The sequence below is a fragment of the Mesotoga sp. HF07.pep.5.2.highcov genome, assembly GCF_003666285.1.
Classification (GTDB): Bacteria; Thermotogota; Thermotogae; order Petrotogales; family Kosmotogaceae; genus Mesotoga; species Mesotoga prima.
On record NZ_JFHJ01000054.1, the window covers coordinates 1 to 2153 of the forward strand.

General features: G+C 42.8%; 3 protein-coding genes. 1 reads left to right on the forward strand and 2 read right to left on the reverse strand.

Annotated features, from left to right (window positions below; genetic code table 11):
- The coding region (locus tag BG32_RS00975) for an AMMECR1 domain-containing protein (RefSeq protein ID WP_121526245.1) at nt 1-177 on the reverse strand (177 nt) is incomplete at its 3' end.
- 9 nt (nt 178-186) lie between these two features.
- Nucleotides 187-1209, reverse strand: coding sequence for a 6-phosphofructokinase (locus tag BG32_RS00980; RefSeq protein ID WP_121526243.1), 1023 nt, complete (start codon nt 1207-1209; stop codon nt 187-189).
- Between the two features lie 101 nt (nt 1210-1310).
- Between BG32_RS00980 and BG32_RS00985 the strand changes: the two genes are divergently transcribed.
- Nucleotides 1311-2153: RNB domain-containing ribonuclease (locus BG32_RS00985; protein ID WP_121526244.1), on the forward strand; the 843-nt coding region annotated here is incomplete at its 3' end.

A 2153-nucleotide genomic window follows, 5' to 3' on the forward strand; every position in this document is an offset into this window, starting at 1 on the left:
TATCGTTCCTATGCAACCTCTAAGCGAGCCGTTTGATGTATGGAGAGAAACGAAACAACCTGCTCTCCTAGACAGGAACTCTTCAGAAACCCAGTCAGGGGTTCCAATTAAAACACCATGGCGAATAAACTCCTCCATAGCGCATCTTGCAATCCTTACCGGCTCAGAATAATACAACTTAACGCCTCAATCGAAGAAGATCTGGGACAGTTTGTAATACTCAAAGGGAACTAACTTCTTTGTAGCTATTCCATATTCAAGGGGAATAGAGATGATATCATTGCCTTTAAGTGCAACCATTCTGCCAAAATCGCCTTTCATGACAAGCTCCATTGCGTGAACTCCGTATCTTGTGCCCAGAATTCTGTCAAATGCCGTGGGGGTTCCACCTCTCAGAAGGTGCCCCAGAACAACGGATCTAGTATCATAACCCGTTCTCTCAGAGATAATATTCGCCATATAATGGGCAATCCCTCCCAGTTTTATATGACCAAAGGCGTCGATCTTGCTTTCATCGCCAACAACATTTTCCAATTCAGTTGGTTTGAAGCCCTCTGCAACTGCGATAATCATGTATCCGAATCTATCCATTCGCTTCTTGACATAGGTTAGGATTTCATCTATTGTCATTGGGTATTCAGGAATAAGGATTAGATGTGCGCCGGCAGCCATGCCAGCTTCCAAAGTTACCCAACCAGCTTCTCTCCCCATTAATTCAACGATAATGATCCGTCCATGTGACTTTGCAGTAGAGTGCAATCTGTCAATCGCGTCCGCCCCAACATTTACCGCAGTTTGATAACCAAAAGTATAATCGGTGTTGGCAACATCGTTGTCAATGGTCTTTGGGACTCCAATTGCTTTGTATCCCATGGATGAGAGTCTTGCAGCCACGGTCAAAGTATCGTCGCCTCCGATTCCTATAATCACATCAAGACCGAGTTTCTTGATGTTTTCCTCCATTTTTATTTTCATATCTTCCGATTTAAAAGGATTTGTTCTAGATGTTCCAAGGATTGTACCTCCGAGAATGTGAATACCTTCAACATCGTTATCGGTGAGTTTCATACTTTCACCAACAACCAATCCCTTCCAACCGTGCATCAAACCGATAATTTCCACGTTTTCCGGAGCAGATTTCACGATGCCTCTAATAACTGCATTCAAACCAGGACAGTCCCCGCCGCCCGTCAATATTCCAATTCGCATTACCGACCTCCTGTAAGCCATAAATGGTTATAATACATACACTGTATAATTATAACATGAAGAGTCCTAAAATTGTCTGATGACAGAGAGGAAAGAGGCTTATGAAGCTAAGTTTGAAAGCATTGAAAGAAGAAATGACCTCCAAGGATTATTCACCTACGACAATGAGAGGTCTCATAGTGAAGCTCGGCCTAACTGATCGGGAGGATAGGGCGTTGCTCAAGAAGTATCTCGAAGAATTGACCGATTCTGGCGAGATTATAAAGGATTTAAAAGGAAGGTACATTGTTCCTGGTGAAAAGACTATAGTTGGTACTATTGAATTCGCAAGAAGAGGGACGGGAGCTTATATAAGCGTTGAAGACGAAGAGGATGTTTTTGTCGCTCCCGAAGACAGTGGTTTTTCCATTCATGGAGATACTGTTCTTGTGGAAATAACGGGAAGATATCGAGAAATTAGAAAGGGGAAGGTCATCAAAGTAATCAGTAGGAATAAAAAGAAAGTAGTCGGTACATTCAAGACCAGGGGCATCATGGCTTTTGTCGTCGCTGATGATATGAGGATAAAGACTGACTTCTATATCCCTCCCGAAGGATTCAATGGAGCCAAACCCGACGAAAAGGTTCTAATCAAGATCACCAGATATCCTTCCCCGGGGAGAAATCCTGAAGGTGTCGTAGAAAGGGTTATTGGTGACGTGTTCAGTCCCGAAGCAGATTTGATGACAGTTATTTACAGACAAGACCTTCCAGAACCGGGTTACTTTCCTGAGCAGGTGAGAAAACAAGCAGCCAGGGTTGCAAAGAGCATTGATCTTCAAGAAGTTAGAAAAAGAGAAGACCTTCGAAATGAATTGGTTTTCACAATAGACGGTGATGATGCAAAAGATTTCGATGATGCAATATCGATAAGAAAGAGCAGAGAAGGAAATTACATTCTTGGT

Bases quoted from the DNA above. Each gene is read 5' to 3' on its own strand.
- BG32_RS00980 (WP_121526243.1), bottom strand. From the start codon at position 1,209: ATGCGAATTGGAATATTGACGGGCGGCGGGGACTGTCCTGGTTTGAAT.